Annotated in this window: 14 protein-coding genes; 5 read left to right on the top strand and 9 right to left on the bottom strand. The window is 40.7% G+C overall.

Annotated features, from left to right (window positions below):
* Window positions 1-48 precede the first annotated feature (48 nt).
* Window positions 49-1,650, top strand: a complete 1,602-nt coding sequence (locus tag DI060_RS03580) for a peptide chain release factor 3 (RefSeq protein WP_108973748.1) — start codon at window positions 49-51, stop codon at window positions 1,648-1,650.
* Here DI060_RS03580 and DI060_RS03575 read toward each other — a convergent pair.
* From DI060_RS03575 to DI060_RS03560, 4 genes are all read right to left on the bottom strand, one after another.
* Window positions 1,642-3,570, bottom strand: coding sequence for a PP2C family protein-serine/threonine phosphatase (locus DI060_RS03575; protein ID WP_108973746.1), 1,929 nt, complete (start codon window positions 3,568-3,570; stop codon window positions 1,642-1,644). The genes DI060_RS03580 and DI060_RS03575 overlap by 9 nt on opposite strands.
* A 6-nt stretch (window positions 3,571-3,576) precedes the next feature.
* On the bottom strand, window positions 3,577-4,440 hold the full coding sequence (locus tag DI060_RS03570; RefSeq protein WP_135354979.1) for an LBF_2017 N-terminal domain-containing protein: 864 nt from the start codon (window positions 4,438-4,440) through the stop codon (window positions 3,577-3,579).
* 74 nt (window positions 4,441-4,514) lie between these two features.
* A complete protein-coding gene (locus tag DI060_RS03565; protein WP_167836901.1) occupies window positions 4,515-5,303 on the bottom strand; it encodes a FecR family protein in 789 nt (262 codons plus the stop codon).
* A 34-nt stretch (window positions 5,304-5,337) separates the two neighbouring features.
* Window positions 5,338-7,440 (bottom strand): heterodisulfide reductase-related iron-sulfur binding cluster, encoded by a 2,103-nt coding sequence (locus tag DI060_RS03560; protein WP_108973740.1) that lies wholly within the window; start codon window positions 7,438-7,440, stop codon window positions 5,338-5,340.
* 118 nt (window positions 7,441-7,558) lie between these two features.
* Here DI060_RS03560 and mqnC point away from each other — a divergent pair, with 118 nt between their 5' ends.
* Complete coding sequence (mqnC, locus tag DI060_RS03555) at window positions 7,559-8,662, top strand: cyclic dehypoxanthinyl futalosine synthase (RefSeq protein WP_108974046.1); 1,104 nt, start codon at window positions 7,559-7,561, stop codon at window positions 8,660-8,662.
* A 1-nt stretch (window position 8,663) separates the two neighbouring features.
* Here the strand turns inward: mqnC and DI060_RS03550 are convergent, their stop codons facing one another.
* The 3 genes from DI060_RS03550 to DI060_RS03540 form a co-directional block, all read right to left on the bottom strand.
* On the bottom strand, window positions 8,664-9,872 hold the full coding sequence (locus tag DI060_RS03550) for a GGDEF domain-containing protein (RefSeq protein WP_108973738.1): 1,209 nt from the start codon (window positions 9,870-9,872) through the stop codon (window positions 8,664-8,666).
* Window positions 9,873-9,931: 59 nt separating this feature from the next.
* Window positions 9,932-10,729 carry a GerMN domain-containing protein gene (locus tag DI060_RS03545; protein ID WP_108973736.1) on the bottom strand — a complete coding sequence of 266 codons (798 nt, stop codon included), beginning with the start codon at window positions 10,727-10,729 and terminating at the stop codon, window positions 9,932-9,934.
* Between the two features lie 66 nt (window positions 10,730-10,795).
* Window positions 10,796-11,440 (bottom strand): HAD family hydrolase, encoded by a 645-nt coding sequence (locus DI060_RS03540; RefSeq protein WP_108973734.1) that lies wholly within the window; start codon window positions 11,438-11,440, stop codon window positions 10,796-10,798.
* Window positions 11,441-11,522: 82 nt separating this feature from the next.
* Here DI060_RS03540 and DI060_RS03535 point away from each other — a divergent pair, with 82 nt between their 5' ends.
* From DI060_RS03535 to DI060_RS03525, 3 genes are read left to right on the top strand one after another with little or no spacing between them, the layout of a single operon-like run.
* Entirely contained in the window at window positions 11,523-12,722 is a 1,200-nt protein-coding gene (locus DI060_RS03535; RefSeq protein ID WP_244594280.1) for a KamA family radical SAM protein, read from the top strand.
* A complete protein-coding gene (locus tag DI060_RS03530) occupies window positions 12,719-13,711 on the top strand; it encodes a D-alanine--D-alanine ligase family protein (protein ID WP_108973730.1) in 993 nt (330 codons plus the stop codon). Before DI060_RS03535 ends, DI060_RS03530 begins: the two co-directional genes overlap by 4 nt.
* Window position 13,712: 1 nt before the next feature.
* The gene (locus DI060_RS03525) at window positions 13,713-14,384 is read left to right on the top strand and encodes an iron-containing redox enzyme family protein (RefSeq protein ID WP_108974044.1); all 672 of its coding nucleotides are present in this window, start codon (window positions 13,713-13,715) and stop codon (window positions 14,382-14,384) included.
* Here the strand turns inward: DI060_RS03525 and DI060_RS03520 are convergent.
* Both DI060_RS03520 and DI060_RS03515 read right to left on the bottom strand, forming a co-directional pair.
* Window positions 14,374-14,712: a DCC1-like thiol-disulfide oxidoreductase family protein gene (locus DI060_RS03520; protein ID WP_108973727.1), complete on the bottom strand. Its 339-nt coding sequence runs from the start codon at window positions 14,710-14,712 to the stop codon at window positions 14,374-14,376. The two genes, DI060_RS03525 and DI060_RS03520, sit on opposite strands and share 11 nt — an antisense overlap.
* On the bottom strand, window positions 14,709-15,857 hold the full coding sequence (locus tag DI060_RS03515) for an acetylglutamate kinase (protein ID WP_108973725.1): 1,149 nt from the start codon (window positions 15,855-15,857) through the stop codon (window positions 14,709-14,711). The genes DI060_RS03520 and DI060_RS03515 overlap by 4 nt, the downstream gene beginning before the upstream one ends.
* Between the last annotated feature and the right edge of the window lie 2 nt (window positions 15,858-15,859).

The raw sequence follows: 15,859 nt of genomic DNA, 5'->3' as shown, positions 1-15,859 counted from the left end.
CTTTATTCTCGACAGAGAAGGGTTTTTTCACAAGATGGAATTCATTTTATGTCCCTTGCTGAAATAGAAACTGAGGTCAAACGCAGGCGCACCTTTGCCATTATCGCCCACCCGGATGCGGGGAAAACCACCCTTACCGAAAAACTTCTTCTATATGGGGGTGCCATTCAGCTGGCAGGGGCCGTAAAGGCACGGAAACAAGGCAAATCAGCCACCTCGGACTGGATGGCCATGGAGAAGGAAAGGGGCATTTCCATTACTTCCGCTGCTCTCCAATTTGAATACAACGGCTCTATCCTAAACCTTTTGGACACTCCTGGCCACGAAGACTTTTCGGAGGATACGTATCGTACTTTGATGGCTGCGGATACAGCTGTTATGGTTTTAGATGCGGGCAAGGGAGTGGAACCACAAACCGTGAAGCTCTTCCGAGTCTGCCGAGACCGCGGGATACCCATCATCACCTTCATCAACAAAATGGACCGGCCTACCAAGGACCTCTACTCACTCTTGGATGAGATTGAAAAGGTTTTGGGCATCAAGGCTGTGCCCGATGTTTGGCCCCTAGGAACTGGTTTTGATTTCAAAGGTGTTTATGATTTGCGTGACCAACAACTCTACCTATTTGATAGAACCCCTGGTGGCAAACAAAAGGCAGGCTTTCGTGTAGCCGGTCCGCATGACAAAACTCTAGACGAACAATTTGATGCAGAGATTGTCCAGGCCTTCCGTGACCAAATCGAACTGGTATCGGGTGGTATAGGTGCTGTGGATGTGGATGCCTTTCTGAAAGGCAACGAAACTCCCGTGTATTTTGGATCCGCTGTCAATAATTTTGGTATCGAGCTTTTTTTGAACAAATTCCTTAATTTAGCTCCTCCGCCTGACCATATTCCTCTACGCGATGGTTCATATCTTGACCCAGTTCAGGCGCCCTTTAGTGCCTTTGTATTTAAAGTACAAGCAAACATGAATAAAGCGCATAGAGATAGGATAGCCTTTTTACGAGTTTGTTCTGGTGTTTTTGAGCGTGGTTTAAATGTGAACCACAATCGACTTGAGAAACAGGTGAAACTTTCTTCTTCATTCGCATTTTTTGGCCAAGACCGTAATACAGTGGATTTAGCTTATCCAGGAGATATTATAGGGCTCGTCAATCCAGGTACGTTTAAGATAGGAGACGTTCTATCTTCAGGAACAGCTCCAGCCCTTCGCCCCTTGCCAAGTTTTGCTCCTGAATTATTTGCCACTATTTCTTGTAAGGATACATTACAGTTAAAGTCCTTTAAAAAAGGCTTAGACCAGTTAGCTGAAGAGGGCATCTTGCACTTGTTTAGTTCTAGGACTATAGGGGGTGGTGTTCCCATCATTGGTGCCATGGGCAAACTTCAATTCGAAGTGTTCCAGAGGCGACTCAAGGATGAATACAATGCCGATACAAATTTACAAATTTTGCCTTATACTGTTTCTCGTTGGATTGATAGAGCAGACCAGACTAAACTGCCAAGTAACGTAAATTTGGTGGAGGATATGTTCGGAAATTTATCTTTGCTATTTGATTCGGAGTGGGATATGAATTACTTCCAAAAGAATAACGAAACGATTCAACTTTTGAATGCACCACCGATTGACGCTTTGGAATTAAACTGATTCTTGGATTTCGATCCCAATCCAAGTGATGTCGTCAATTGCTGGCGTTCCTTTGGCAAAATCCTTGATTCTTTCTTGCAAAGCCTTCTTTATTTCTGCAATGGAAAGGTCCTTTGTTTGCCTTAAAAATTCGGGCAAAACCTTTGTTCCGAAAGCTTCCCCCTCGGGATTTCTTACATCGGACAATCCATCAGTGTATAGATAGAATCTATCCTTTCTCTGCAAAGGCATAGAGATAACCTTTGCTTGTATTTTGGGAAACATCCCAAGGAGAGGATTGAGTTTCTCGATGACCATAGCCTCGCCCGAAGCTTTCAGATAGAACACGCCTGGATGGCCTGCGTTTGCATAGTAAACCATCATCTGAGAAAAATCGAAATAGAGAAAATGAAGGGGTACAAATGCGGATGCTTCTGGGAAGTGACCCCTCACTCCTAAATTCATCCTTTCTAGGATGTCGCTTGGCTGATCGTAGGCATCAACTATTTGGTGGAACAAAACTTTGCATACAGTCATCATCATTGCAGCTTGCACACCATGGCCAACAATATCAGCCAAAACGAATAAGTATTTTTGGTCAGAAAGTTTTAAAAAATCATAATAGTCGCCACTAACGTGCAGCAATGGTAAGTAAAAAAGATCGTAGTCTAATTCAGGGATTGATAACTTTTTCTCTGGAAGGTATTTTTTTTGCAGAATCTTTGCATAGACCATCTCCTTCTCAAATTCTAATTTTTTTGCTGATATATCCTCGATGATGATAAGGCTCCCTCTTGGATCCTGACTTGCATTTTCTAAGAACCATAAATGAAATTCTACTGCCAGGGTAATTTTTTCTCCATCTTTATAAAGAGTTTCCCATTCTTCCATCTTTGATTTTGTATTGTCTGAGATAGTATCACGGGCAAGCGAAATGAATTTCCTTGCTTCCATTGCTACCTTGTGATAAACAGATTCTCCTTCATATTCAAGGGATCGAATATCAATTTTGGACTCTAAATTAGGATTTGATAATAGTTCATTGCCTTCCGCGTCATACAGTAAAGCGGCATGAGGAAATTCCCTGAATACTATGCTCAATTTGCGCTTGTCTTCTAGCTCTCTGCCAGAAATGAAGGCCGAGAAGAAAAGGCTAATGAGAAATAAATTTATGATTAAAACCAAATGGTTTCGATAGTTTTCTTTGAGTTGCCTTAAAACGTTTTCTTTTGGGCTAGCTACATAGAGAGTGAATGGCAACCCATACATAGGAAAACTAGAAAGAAAGAACGTTTTGTCTAGAATTTCAATCTCTTTAATGATAGGTAAATGTTCTCCAGACAATTGACCTAAAAGTCGTTTTGACCAATCTTCGGATAATTGGAACTGATCAGAAATTTCACTTGAAATACCAAAGTTTGAATCCTGGTTGATGAGAAAGATCTGATCCTCTGGATCACTAAATGAATTCGCCAATAGGGAATCTTCTAAAAAATTTGCCGAGTAAATCCAAAGCACATTTTCTTGCGTTAGGAGGATCCAGTTCTTCCCTGCTTTATCCTTTGGACAATAAAACAATTGAACACTCCTCTGTGTATCTATAGAAGAAAGATACAAATCCTTTAAGCACATACTGAAATTTTTTTCTTCCGATAATTCTATGCGGCTTCCTTTCCAGATGTGGGTTCGTTCCTTTGAAAATGTTAGCAATTGATCTCGTATTTGGTTCTCTAAATCAATTGACATTAATTGAACTCTTGTTAATTGAAAGCGATAGTTCCAATCCAAAATTTCTTTATAATTCTGATAGATAAAGATTGAGATCAGTATCGCATAGGGAAGCACAATGAATACGACTAGAGAAAAGAATAGTTTTAAGAAAGATGGTGTTTTAAGAATCTCGAGCTTAAAAGGAAATAGTAGGAATTTGAGTCTACCCATAGTCCTTTATTTTTGATTAAATTGAAATCGTATGGATTGGTCGAGTTCCTGATTACCTACAAAGTCTATGCTTCTAAACTGGATAAAAGAATCTGATGGGCAAGCAAGAGACTGGATCTCACTCACAGGAATTGGAATTGTGTAAACAAGCCAATCTTTCTTCTCATCTATCCGACAGACGATTCGGTAGGAAATTTGTTGCACGCCAGAACCAGAATCGTCAGCGGAAAGTTGAATATTTGTGTTCGGATGCATGAAAGCCTGATTTTGGCCATTTGAGAAATCCTTGCCTTCTAGAAGAAACTTTAAAGAGGTTCTCGGGGGCTTTAGGTCCACGTAAAAATGATATTTCTGTATTGTGTCTCGGTTTCCCAATTCATCCATTGCATAGTATTCTAGGTTGTATTCGCCTTCCTCGGTAAATTGCAAAGAGGTTTCTGTGAGCAATCGCCAATTCACATCAGCATACCGGTAATAGAACTTTACTTTTTGCGATTCTGCTTTTGGGGAAAAAAATGAAATCTCTGGTTTGGAAAGGTAGAGATCTGGTTCCAGTTGGTTAGGCCTTTGCGTTTTTACAAAAAGGTCTTTGGGTTCTGCGGGTTTTGCATATTCTCTCTGCGAAAGATTAGCGTTTGAAGCAGGGTAGCGTTTGATTTCTTGGATTTTTGACCAATGCCCTCTAACATTTAGTTTTGAAACGGCGCGCACGCGAAAGTACTTTGCAAGGGCATCTGCTTTCACTATCGACCTTCCAGGTTTAAGGGTTTGTATAGGAAAGAGGGGGCTTGATTTTGCATCTTCGGAACGCAAAAATTCGATTTCATAGAATGCAATGAGCGGATTTTGGTCCTCTAAAAATAAAGTCATAGGAAAGGGCTCTGTCTGTGAAAGGAGCAAGCCTTGGATAAATAGTAAGCAAAAGAAAAAAAATAGATAAATTCTCACGGTTGGACCACAGGCGCTTCTGGAATCAAAAAAGGTTTGGTAGGCGCTTTCCCTTTTTCCACGAAAGTGGCAAAGCCGGCTGGCACAGATACGGATACATTTTGCGCACTTACCGTCACCAATCCCTCATAACAACTTAAGATCGTACTATCTTTTTCATCCACGAGTGTGATAAATTCTGTGCCCTTAACATCTGCGGTAGCAGCAGGTGTATTTAAGATAAGCATTTTTTTGTTTGTGGAACCATTTGATTTACTTACGATTGCTTTCAGTCTACCTTTCCTAAGAAAGAATGCCTCTTCCGATTCATTTCCTTTTAGTTTATCAACCATTAGATGGCTGTTAGGAGATAGTTCCAATTCAGAACCATTATTCAACCTTAGTCCTAGGATAGATTCTGTCTCAGTCTTTGCCTCATCTCGAATGAAAAGTCCTATGCCAGAGCTTGCTCCCTTCCATTGGCTTTCTTTTTGGGAATGCAAAAAAACAGAGCTATTTCCTTGTGAATAACTCACCTCTGCTTTTGGTTTTTTTCCTAAACTCGCTGGTATCCACAGCTTTCTACCAGGTAGGATTAGGTTTGGGTTATCAATCTGATTGGATTTAAGAAGTTCTTTCCATTTCCTGGGGTCATCTAAATAGGTTTTGGAAATGACTGACAGGGTCTGACCTTTTTCTACAACGATGGTAATACCACCTTCGCCTTGTTTGTTGGATTCTTCTGCAAAAAGGAGAGGGAGAAAGGAAGTTGAAACAAAAAGAGCAAGTGACCCCAAAAGATTCAACCGATTCTTTAGGGCCCTTGCTCTGGGAGACATCTTACTTTAAGTTTTCTGCAACTAGTTCAGCAATGTCTTTTACCTTCACGGCGTCGATCTTTTCAGCAGCCTTGACGCCATCTGTGATCATGGTGATACAGAATGGACAGGCAGTCGCAATCGTACTCGCACCAGTATCCAGTAATTGCCCGGTTCGCTTCATGTTAACACGCATACTCTCTGGATTGGATTCATCGACATGCTCCTCCATCCAATACTGTGCTCCACCTGCTCCACAACAAAGTCCCTTGCCATGGTGGTCAACAGCCTCTTCAATCTTTCCTCCCGAGATTTTTTTAACTAAATCTCTTGGGTTTTCATAATTGTTGTTGTACCTTCCAATGTAACAAGAGTCATGGTAAGTGTATTTGCCCTGTGAGGCGTCGTTTGCCACTTGTACGTCAATCTTACCATCTTTAGAAAGTTGGTTGATGAACTCGGAGTGGTGGACAACTTCGAAATTTCCACCAAATTGTGGATATTCGTTTTTAATGGTATTGTAGCAGTGCGGACAAGCTGTTACTATTTTTTTAATGCCATAGCCATTGATCGTGTCCACATTTTGTTGAGCCAAAGTTTGGTATAGGTATTCATTGCCACCTCTTCTTGCTGAATCGCCAGAACAGCCTTCTTCTGTACCCAAAATACCAAAGTTGACATTCGCTTTCTTCATGATTTTTACGAAGTCTTGGCTAATCTTTTTGTTTCTTTCATCAAAAGCGCCTGCACATCCGACCCAATACAAAATATCGACATTCTTGTCTTCTGCTTCGCTAAGGATCTTAACATCTAGGCCTTGTGCCCAATCTGCTCTAGTATGCGCTCCAACACCCCAAGGGTTTGAGTTGTTTTCCATGTTTGTGAAAGCTTTTTGGAGTTCAGGGCTCATTTTTGATTCTGCTAAAACCAAATGCCTTCTCATCTCTATGATTGCGTTGACTTGGTTGTTCCCAACTGGACATGCTTCTACGCACGCATAACATGTGGTACATCCCCAAATCGACTCCTCGCTTAGTCCATCATGTGAATTGATGACTCCAGTATCCAAGGCAGCAACTGCTTCCTGTGCTTCTTCATTTGTCTTTCCTGCCCGAGCTGCATCCACCTGCGGCATCTTTTCCAATAGTTGGTGTTTCAATTCAACGATGATTGCTTTAGGATTTAACATTTTCCCTGTACGGTTTGCAGGGCATTCCACTTGACAACGTCCGCATTCGATGCAAGACATACCATCCAAAAGGTTTGGCCAAGGAAAGTCTTCGACACGGTTCGATCCCCAAACCGCATTCTCATCTTCCAGGTTGAGTTTTGATAGCTGGCCTTTAGGAGTGTCTGTCGCGAAGAAGTAATTGATTGGCGCAAAGATTAGGTGGGCATGTTTGGAAGTTGGCACGTACAACATGAACGAGAATACAGTCAAGATGTGGCCCCACCACATGATTTGGAAAACCAAATCGGCACTTGAATTGGCTACACCTAACTTTTCCCAAACAGAGCCGATGGCTCCGTCAATCAAACCTGCATGTGTATAATATACTGCTGAAACAGTTTTTGCTCCGTTTCCGAGTAGAGTTGTCACCATTAGAGTGGCAATCATGCCGATTACGATAGCAGAGGCAGGAGAGTGTACATCTAATCCTTTCGCTTTTCTGATCCATCGTCTCCAAGCAAAGAAGCCAAGCCCAGTAAGGACAAGGATAGACACAAAATTTACGGTTTGCTCATAGATGTGGTTTGCCGATTCACCAAAAAGAAATTCTGGCAACATGAAGCGATATGGATCATCCATTCCATAGCCAAACACACCAGCAATCATCTGGCTTGTGGTATGTACCGTATAGACGATGAATCCATAGAAGATAAAGGCATGCATGATTCCGCGGACAGGCTCACGAAAGTTCTTCTTTTGTAGGATTACATTCTCGAAGAATGATTTTAGACGAAAGGGAAGATTGAGATTTTTCTTAGCATCTTCATTGAAGAAGGCTGGTCTTCCGTGAAAGATCAAACGAAGTCTGTAGAGGATGGCTCTTACAAAGACGACATTTGCGACGATAAAAAACGCTGTAAAGAGTAAGTGAAAGAGAATTCTTCCGATATCCATTTATGTTTTTACCTTTGAGGGTGTTGGTATTTCCTATGATTTACATAGAAAAATGAATGTCTAGGAAAATTCAAATTTTAACGTGATTCGTGGGGCGATTCCCCAGTCCTATACATATATGAGCCAATCTTCTTCCCTCTCCTTTGTTCCGTCTGAGCCAACAGATCATATACTGGAAAAAGCCCTCGCGGGCATACGCATTACAGCGGAAGAAGCCTTAGAATTGTATTCGTCCGCTGACTTTTTGAAAGTCCAAATGGTGGCAAGGGCACTTCGGTCTAAGGTTCGCCCTTTAACGGAAGCATCATATACCATGTTTCGGGTCGTGAATTATACAAATTATTGCAATGTCGAGTGTAGTTTCTGTTCTTTCATGGATGAAATTGGAAATGGAAAGGGTTATATCTTAACGGTAGAGCAGATCTTAGAGAAAATGGAATATGCGGTCGAGATGGGAGCCGACCAGATGTTCTTGCAAGGCGGTGTTTATCCTGATATTGAGTTTCAATATTATTTAGATGTTCTCCAAGCTGTGAAGAAACGGTTTCCCAAAATGCACATTAGGGCTTTCAGTCCCGTTGAAATCATAAACCTTGAATCTATCCGAAGACGACCTCTGCGAGATGTCCTCATAGAACTCAAAGAAAATGGATTGGATTCTGTGCCTGGTGCTGGTGCGGAAATCTTAACAGAACGTATGCGGCAAATCATTTCTCCCAAAAAGGCTAGTGTAACCGAATGGGTGAGGGCCATGGAGACTTGCCATGAGGTGGGATTGCCAGGCTCTGCCAATGTCGTATTTGGTTCTGAAGAAACAAAAGAAGAAGTGATCGAACACTTACAAGTGATTCGAGATTTGCAAGATCGAACCGGAGGTTTCCTTTCTTTCATTCCTTGGACTTTTCAACCACAAACAAAACGATTTACCGTACGATCTGTACCAACTCATGAATACTTAAAAGTTTTAGGCATTTGTCGAATCTTTTTGGATAACATCAAACACATTGAAACTTCTGTGATGGTACTTGGGAAGGGTGTGGGCCAGCTTGCTTTGCTGAGTGGAGCGGACGATATCTCTTCTGTTGTCATTGAAGAGAATGTGCTCCGATCCTTTGGCTTAAAAACGGAAAAGGAAGCCCAAAAATTTTTAAAAGAGGGTGGTTTTTCTCCTGTGAGAAGGGATTTGCTCTACAATGAGCAAACAATCACTCAGCTAGTCTAGCTTACGTTTGGCGCTCAAATGGAGGAAGGATGGTGATTCGGTTCCGTCCGGCATTTTTCGATTCGTAGAGTGCGGTATCAATTCTATGGTAGAGTTCATCAAAACTCGGATCTTCTTCCGATGAGAACAAAGTTGCTCCAATGGATACGGTGATTTGTATGGAGTCCCCTGCCTGGTTAAAGATCGGAATCCGAAGCACTTCGATTTTTTCGCGGATACTTTCTGTGAGAGTTTCCAATCCGGCTTTGTCGGCAGGAGATACTAAAATACAAAACTCATCTCCTCCGATGCGAGCGGCAATATCGGTGGAACGGACTCTCGTTTTTAATGTTTTCCCAAATGCTTGGATGGCAAGATCGCCTTGTTTATGGCCATATTGGTCATTGATTACTTTCAGCCGATCCAAATCTAGGATGACTAATCCGATGGAAAAACTTTCCCGTTTTGCACGTTTTTTGTAGAGGTCAAACTGCTCTAAAAGATGTCTACGATTGTACAATTCGGTCATGGAATCAATCCTGGAAAGGTCATGGATCTTTTGGTTGATTTTTAGCAATTTGCCAACTGTAATTCTCAATCTTATTTTTGAGCGATACTCCTCAAATCTCCAATAGTTTATCAGAAGATTAGCTGTGAAACCAACACCTAATAAAAAACATACGATGAGAACATCTTGGTAAAAAACATAACGATCAAATCCTAAGATTTGAGAAAAATTTAAATGCAAAGGGATGAAAATACAAAGATAAAGAATAGAAAGGAAAAAGATACGGATTGGTTCTAACCATAAAATGATGGCTGAGCTAGCGATGACAATGGCAGATCCAAAGAGGTAATAGGAATGGTTTGGTTTATCATATACCATCATCGGTATATAAATAAGTATCAGAGAGGTAATGAAGAAGCCGGTAAAAGAAAAAATATGTCTCTCAAAAAACCGAAATCTCTTTTTTGCAAGAAAGTAAGCGGAGAAGCAGATGAGTAGAGAAGAGATACGAAAGAATGAAATCCAAAAACTTGCTTCCTTTGTGCGTACCAAAGAGTCCACAAAAAACAAAGATACCATAGAAGTAAAAGCACTCAATACTCCGTAAATCACAACTGCGGATCGAATGTCAGAAAAATTTGTGGAGATAAAAGTAGGGTGGTATGTACGAAGGAATAGCTTCTTGATTATAAAAAGAAATCTCCTTGGGCTATACTTTCTCATTTCTACTCTCGATTGCTAGACTAAGCTCATTCCTTAGAATTGCAAGTATTAAGATACAATTAAAGAAGGATGACTTTACGATTATTTTTTACCAAAACATCGGGTAAGGACATGCCGTCGCCTCCCAGAGACCGTAATCTTAGGTTATCTATATATAGTACAACACCTTTGATCCCATAATTTCCCACCAAACTAAATGTGATTTGGTCTAGCCTATCCTTTAAAATTTCAGGGCTACCACCGATGCCTAATTCTTTGGAAAAGGAAAGATGTAAGATTCCATCTTCGAGACGGTATTGGCTTTCATACCTCATACGTTTGGGAATGGCGCTCAAAATTCCCTTTTGTTTTTCCTCTGCTATCGGACCTATTTGCAACTGTTCTAGGACAAACGGGATGGGATCTCCTCCCGAAAACTCTCTCATTACCTTGACTAGGTTAGATTGTGAATGTTTTCCTTGCCCATAAAACTTGAGAAAGTATATAGGAACGAAACCTGCGTTTACCTGAATCTTTTTTTTGCCCTTTGCAAATCCTTCCTCTGGAAAATTAATTTCTGGGATTTGAAAATCGTCTACACTCTGTTTGTTGCTTGTTGGATTTGTTTGGAGAGGAATCGCACCTTCTAATGCTTCCTCTTCCCAAGATAGATCATCCTCCCAATCTAAATCTCCATTCCCCCCCAGATTTTGCATTTGGTTTTGTTGGAGAGAGGGGGCTTTTGTATTTCCGAGATTTCGAAATCCTTGTTGCGTGAGCGTTGGATTGGGTAATCGAGTCCCTTGGAAGCCCATAGATTTTTCAATTAATACCAAAACAAAGAAAAGACCCGCTAACAAATACGAAAGCGATTTCATTCTGTCTTGTGCTTGGTTTGGGAGAGGGGCCACAGTCTAAAGATCGGGAGAAAACGAAATTTAGGCTTAAAAAAACTCTTTTAGAGCAAATAGGTCAGCAAATTCCCAATCAAAATCAGGAATCTCACCTGGGTTTGCATGCCCATACGAGCAAAAGGCAAACCGACATCCATTGTTCCGCGCCGCTTCCCAATCGCTATAGCGGTCTCCTATGAGAACAAGTGATTCTGGACTGAGTTGGTATTTCTTTAGATATTCTGAGACAATGTCGCCTTTCGTTAGGATATGCTCCTGGTTGACAACCAAGATGGGTTCGAAATAGGCAAGAACTCCTGCTGTCTCAAGTACAGTCTCTACATAAGCACGTCGGCCATTGGAAGCACAGGTGATGGTATACCCTTTTTCTTTTAGGTGGTGGATCGTTGAACCCACACCCGCATAGAAATCACCACCACCGTTGCGAATAGAATCACATAAAAGCTCGAGAACTCGATGCGAAATGCCTTCCCTCTCCTCTGGAGAAAGATCAGGTAGAAGGTTTTCAAAGATCGTTTTTACAGGTTTTCCAATCTCTGCCATGATGGCTTCGTGGGACGGCAATTTTGTAATTTTTCCTGTTTTAGCCGCAAACTCTTCGATTGCCTGTACATATGTTTGGAAGATGATGGATTCTGAGGAAAAAAGGGTCCCATCCACATCGAAAGCCAACATTTTGATTCCTGACGGTAGATTTACAGGCATTACCGTCATGAAAGATTTCGGTTGTGAGAAGGCAAGTAAGGAATTCCCAGTTATGTTAGGCAATCATGTAAGAGAATCCATCATACAGGCGCGTGCCGAACTGTATGCCAAAACTGAGTGGGCAGAGTATCATTCACACTTAAAACATAGAGTGCATGCAAAGGACCTACATAAATACTTCCTCCTGACTGAGTCGGAAGAGATCGGTATCAAGGAGACGATTCGCCTCAATGTTTCCGCAAGTCCTTATTACCTCAAACTTTCCGATCCTTTTGACCCGCACTGTCCGATACGACGTATGATCGTTCCGGACTCGCATGAGACTGTCCTTTCCCCAGAAGAATCACCTGACCCTTTACACGAAGAAAGGCTTTCGCCTGTGAAGGGACTCACCCATATGTACCCAAACCGTGTTCTACTTTTTTCGAACCATTCTTGTACGGTTTACTGCCGCCACTGTATGCGTGGCCGTAAGGTCTCGGCAAATGACGAAAGGATGGAAGAGGCAGATTTAATCCAAGCATTTGCCTATATCAAAGACCATCCCGAAATTGAGGATGTTGTGATAAGCGGTGGGGATCCATTGAATCTCCCAGACTCCCGCATTGAATGGATATTGGCAGAGTTAAATGCGATTCCGCATGTTAGGTTGTGCAGATTGGGAACAAGGAACCCAGTTACATTGCCTTTTCGCATCACAAAATCCCTTCTTACCATTCTAGAAAAATACAATGATGATTCACTTTCCATTTTTTGCAATACACAGTTCAATCATCCAAAGGAGTGCACTCAGGAAGCGAAAGAAGGAATTTTGCGTTTGTTAAAGGTTGGCATCTCTGTCGGCAACCAGGCAGTTCTATTGAAGGGTATCAATGACGACAAGGAAACCATGCTCCAATTACATAAGAAACTTCTGGAAATGAGGGTTCGCGCTTACTACTTGTATGACCCTGAATTGATACCGGGCTCACGGGGTTTCCGTACCCCGCTCGGGAAGGGGATCCAAATCATAGAGTATATGCGCGGGAAAATTGGCGGAATGGGCATCCCACATTTCGTAAATGACCTACCGGCTGGCGGAGGCAAAATAACCCTCTCTCCAAATTGGTATTTAGGCTACAATCCCAAGACCCGTCAGCATGCCTTTCGATCTGCTTTGACAGGCAAAGTACATTACTCTTTTGAGCCAGAAAGTAGTGAGTCCTTCACCTATCCCATACTAGGTGAAAACGTTTGGGATCAATTAGAATGAAGAACATATTGATAGCAGCTGATCTTTATGAAGAAGGTCCAAGGCCTTGGAACCAAGAATGGGAGTCCAAACTTTCGGTCCAAGAGATACAAAAGGAACTAGAAGAACTTGGATACCATAGTCTGATCTATTCTGATAGGATCTCACTAGTTGAACGTTTGGTGGCCATTCGACCTGAAGATCGAGAAAATTGGCTCGTCTGGAATTTAATAGAAGGTTACCAGTCTAGAAATAGGGAAGCTTACATACCCAATTTATGCGAATTTTTAGGGATCGCCTACACTGGTTCAGATGCCTATGCCCAAATCGTATCTTTGGATAAATCCCTTTGCAAAGAGTTTGCAAAAAAGCTAGCTATCCCTACATCTAATTCCCAATTGTTAAAGAAAGGCCATAGAGAGCTGCGAGATTTAGAATTTCCTATTTTTTTAAAACCAAATTTCGAAGGATCAAGTTTAGGAATCTACGATTCCAATATCATTCAAAATCAAAAAGAATATGAATCTAAAATCCGTGAATTATTTGAGCTCTTCGATGAAGTAATCGCCGAGGAATATTTATTAGGTGATGAAATTACAGTTGGACTCTTGGGTCATTTCCCAGAGTATCTTACTACAAAGCCTGCAAGAATTGTCACACCTGGAAAAGTTTATGATGAACATACCAAGTCAAAATCTGAAATGCCAGAAACTCTTATCTTTGATTTAAATAGTTCCGAAGAAAAAAGTTTGAAGAAATACGTTTTAGATTTAGGAACGGAACTAGAGATTGTAGGCCCTGCCAGATTTGATTTTATGAGAAAGGATGGAAACTTTTATTTTCTAGAGGCAAATCTTACACCTGGACTCTCTCTTAGGTATTCTTGTTTGCCGATTCTTTGCGAATCCTCCGGAATTTCAAAGCGTGAAATGTTCCAAAAGATAATCGATTCTTCCGCATTTAATTATCAGAACTCAAAACGATTTTTATATGGAAAAGGTAAATTTTAAAATGAGTCTTTTTGTAGAATCCCTCAAAGTAGAAGTTAGAGACCATTTTGTTTTAAAGCATCCCTGGCTTTTGGCAAAATCGGAATCTATGGGAATCGATGACCTTAGGTTGTGGTTGTCACAAGAATATTTTGTTTCCATAGGATTCATTGATTGGTTTTTAAGAGTTGCTAGTCTCACAAAAAATCAATCGGCTAAAATTGTTTTAGTAGAGAATATTTGGGAAGAGTTAGGAGAGGGAAAGCTTGAGGAAACACATGTTTCTATCCTGACCGATTTTCTCAAAAAATTAGATATTGATGTGAATGGACTGCATGCCTTGCCTGAAACCAAAGAGTATCTAGGTGAAATGGAAGAAATTATTGGAAAGAGTTTTTTCTATGGTTTAGGAGCTTTAGGACCAGCGAATGAATATTTGCTAAAATTAGAATATGCAAAAATTTCAAATGCCTACTTTCTTCTGAAAAAGGATTTGGATTTACCCGAAGGGAAGTTTTTTCAAGTTAATTTAGATGCCGATGAGGGACACAGCAAGAGACTATTTAATCTTATAGATTCTATTTGTATATCCGAAAGTGAAAAAGCGGAAGTAATCAAAGGCAATCGGTTAGCTCTGCAAGCTAGAGTTAAATTTTACGATGGATTGGAAAGGATTAGAATCTCTACTTCCTGATCCTTTTTAAAAAATACATGACTGCCATTCCAATAAAAGGAACCAAAGGCAAATACAAAAGAAAAGACAGCCAACGATAGATAGCCAAAGAATGGGAAAGTGCTCTTACAGCGAAAAAACCGGGGTATCTCTTACCGTTTCGAATGTACTGTACCTCTCCTGCACAAATAGCATGCTGCAAATCGGGATGGATTTTTTTTAATTCTGATTCAGAAAAATTTAGGTAGGATTGGAAAGAGATCGTTTTGTCCACTAGCCGTTTCTCTAAAAAAGACCTAAGATTGGTGCAGAAGGAACAGGAGCCATCGTAAAAAAAAACTGGATTCATGGGGCAATAAAATCTTCTGGCATAGTCTTTAAATGTTCGATCACGTTTGGAATCAATTTGCGATCTAAACCTAACCAATAGTAATACCATTGCTCATCTTTTTCAATGCCTTGCGCAACTTTCATGTACCATTTGTTGATCGTATTCGTTGTTTTAGATCGCCAAAACAAGGGGATAGCTTCGACTGAAATCAAATCCCAAATATCTCGTCCGACACCTGCACCCCGCGCAGTTTCGTTCACTGCAAATTTGGATAACAAGTAACCGTACTGGGTTTTATTTAACCAAGCGCAGCCCTGGTAGTTTTCTTCTAAATAGAGAAGGTCAAAGTGAGATGCTAAAAAGTGTGGGCTAATCCTTTTTCTAAAACTAGTTTCAATCAATTGAAATAGTTTTTTTGTATCTACCTCGCTGAGTTGTGTGAATTTATAAATTTTGTTTTCTTTTTTGACTAGGGTCCCACTTCCCTTAACAGTAAATAACTCCCGTAATAATGTATAAGGTGAAGTCAAAACAACAGAAAATCGAGGGTCATTTTTTAGTTCGATGAGTTTTTCGGCAAATTGTATGAAATGCAAATCACGGTTTGATTCTTCAATGGCAAAATTAGATTTGTATCTTTCTAATGCCTCGCCAGTTGGGATGAGAGATATTACTTTACCACTATCTTCTTCATAGATGGGCCCTTCATGGTGTAGTTGGATAACCTTATTGATCTGAAGTGCATTGATAATCTGATAGACAGAATCTACGAGCCCAATCTCTTTCTTTTGCCATAATATGACGGGAATTTTCTTGGAGCGAATGGAAGATTTTACATTACCAAGATAATCACCTTCATCAGGAATCACTTCAAAAGCAAAGCCAATCCCTCTATTGTCCTGGAATTTGGATGACTGGAAGAATAATTTGATATATTCAAATGATTCCTCTTCTAAAAAAACAACAGGGTATAAGTCCAAACGCGACAATAGTTTGATATCAGAAAAAAGTGCCTCCGAACATTCGAATATTGTATTTGTATCTGCATAGAGTAAGGCAAAAGATTCTGGCGAGAGTGACTTAAATTCCTGTAAGAAATGGAGTCCATCTCTCGGATCTCTTGTGATTTCGAAAACCTTTGCTAGGATATCTTTTGATTCCATGC

Origin of the sequence: Leptospira ryugenii (assembly GCF_003114855.1) — a bacterium.
In the GTDB taxonomy this organism is placed as follows: Bacteria; Spirochaetota; Leptospiria; order Leptospirales; family Leptospiraceae; genus Leptospira_A; species Leptospira_A ryugenii.
This window is presented reverse-complemented; position numbering and strand designations above follow the sequence as displayed.

Excerpts from the sequence above, each read along its gene's own strand:
- DI060_RS03535 (WP_244594280.1), top strand. The coding sequence starts at position 11,523 with ATGTTAGGCAATCATGTAAGAGAATCCATCATACAGGCGCGTGCCGAA.
- DI060_RS03520 (WP_108973727.1), bottom strand. The coding sequence starts at position 14,712 with ATGAATCCAGTTTTTTTTTACGATGGCTCCTGTTCCTTCTGCACCAAT.
- DI060_RS03515 (WP_108973725.1), bottom strand. The coding sequence starts at position 15,857 with ATGGAATCAAAAGATATCCTAGCAAAGGTTTTCGAAATCACAAGAGAT.
- DI060_RS03550 (WP_108973738.1), bottom strand. The coding sequence starts at position 9,872 with ATGAGAAAGTATAGCCCAAGGAGATTTCTTTTTATAATCAAGAAGCTA.
- DI060_RS03530 (WP_108973730.1), top strand. The coding sequence starts at position 12,719 with ATGAAGAACATATTGATAGCAGCTGATCTTTATGAAGAAGGTCCAAGG.
- mqnC (WP_108974046.1), top strand. The coding sequence starts at position 7,559 with ATGAGCCAATCTTCTTCCCTCTCCTTTGTTCCGTCTGAGCCAACAGAT.
- DI060_RS03575 (WP_108973746.1), bottom strand. The coding sequence starts at position 3,570 with ATGGGTAGACTCAAATTCCTACTATTTCCTTTTAAGCTCGAGATTCTT.
- DI060_RS03580 (WP_108973748.1), top strand. The coding sequence starts at position 49 with ATGTCCCTTGCTGAAATAGAAACTGAGGTCAAACGCAGGCGCACCTTT.
- DI060_RS03545 (WP_108973736.1), bottom strand. The coding sequence starts at position 10,729 with ATGAAATCGCTTTCGTATTTGTTAGCGGGTCTTTTCTTTGTTTTGGTA.
- DI060_RS03525 (WP_108974044.1), top strand. The coding sequence starts at position 13,713 with ATGAGTCTTTTTGTAGAATCCCTCAAAGTAGAAGTTAGAGACCATTTT.
- DI060_RS03540 (WP_108973734.1), bottom strand. The coding sequence starts at position 11,440 with ATGTTGGCTTTCGATGTGGATGGGACCCTTTTTTCCTCAGAATCCATC.
- DI060_RS03560 (WP_108973740.1), bottom strand. The coding sequence starts at position 7,440 with ATGGATATCGGAAGAATTCTCTTTCACTTACTCTTTACAGCGTTTTTT.
- DI060_RS03570 (WP_135354979.1), bottom strand. The coding sequence starts at position 4,440 with ATGACTTTATTTTTAGAGGACCAAAATCCGCTCATTGCATTCTATGAA.